Raw genomic sequence first — 976 nt, 5'->3', positions numbered from 1 at the left:
AAGCTGGGCTAAGAGAACGTAAACTTCCTAACTACAATCGCAGTTATTTCTCACGTCTACCTGCTTGGGTAAAATCTAGTCGAAATCGAAAAGAAATTCTAAAAGCCATTTTGCGTTTAGAACAAATGGCATCTACTATTCAACCATTAACAAATAAGTGAAAGACTCGATGATCGGATGTTTAATTGGCGAAGTGTTTGCCTTAGAAGCCCCAACAGTATTACTCAATGTAAATGGTGTGGGTTATGAAATCGACACACCTCTTTCGACATTTTGCCAATTACAAAAAGGACAGAAAGTCACGCTATGGACGCATTTAGTTGTTCGGGAAGATGCTCAGCAACTTTACGGTTTTATTGATTCGCAAGAGAAAACTATTTTCCGTACACTACTCAAGGTGAATGGTGTAGGCCCAAAAATGGCGTTAGGGATTCTATCAACATTAAGTGTAGAACTACTCATCCATACGATTGAACATGATGATCTTAATACACTCGTTAAAGTTCCGGGTGTTGGTAAAAAAACAGCTGAACGTTTAATGATTGAGCTACGAGATCGTTTCAAAGCATTGGCTCAAACCACAAGCAGCACAACAAATACCACTGCAACTCAAATACAATTTATGGCAAATTCACCTGTTGCTGAAGCTGAAGCCGCTTTACAATCTTTAGGCTATAAACCTGCGGAAGCACAAAAAGCGGTTGCTGCCGTAAAAGCAGATCATAGTGAATCTGCCGATATTATTCGTGCTGCGCTTAAATCAATGATGAAGTAACTTTATGCAAGATCGTCTTATTAGTGGAACAGAAAAACCCGAAGATCATTTTGATCGTGCCATTCGCCCAACATCTTTAGCTGATTATATTGGTCAACCTGTGGTTCGTGAGCAAATGGAAATCTTCATCGGTGCAGCTCGTGGTCGTGGCGAAGCGCTAGACCATACATTGATCTTTGGCCCACCAGGTTTAGGTAAAAC

1 protein-coding gene and 1 pseudogene are annotated in these 976 nt (G+C 40.5%); both read left to right on the top strand.

Annotation, left to right across the window (positions count from 1 at the left end):
• The first annotated feature begins 169 nt into the window (after positions 1-169).
• Entirely contained in the window at positions 170-775 is a 606-nt protein-coding gene (gene ruvA, locus B4237_RS13980) for a Holliday junction branch migration protein RuvA (RefSeq protein WP_278596378.1), read from the top strand.
• Positions 776-779: 4 nt separating this feature from the next.
• A pseudogene (locus tag B4237_RS13975) lies at positions 780-976 on the top strand (Holliday junction branch migration DNA helicase RuvB); the annotation flags it as partial.

Source organism: Acinetobacter sp. UBA6526 (assembly GCF_002434875.1).
Lineage (GTDB): Bacteria > Pseudomonadota > Gammaproteobacteria > Pseudomonadales > Moraxellaceae > Acinetobacter > Acinetobacter venetianus.
The sequence above is the reverse complement of the archived record's forward strand: the minus strand, read 5'-3'. Positions and strand labels throughout refer to the sequence as shown.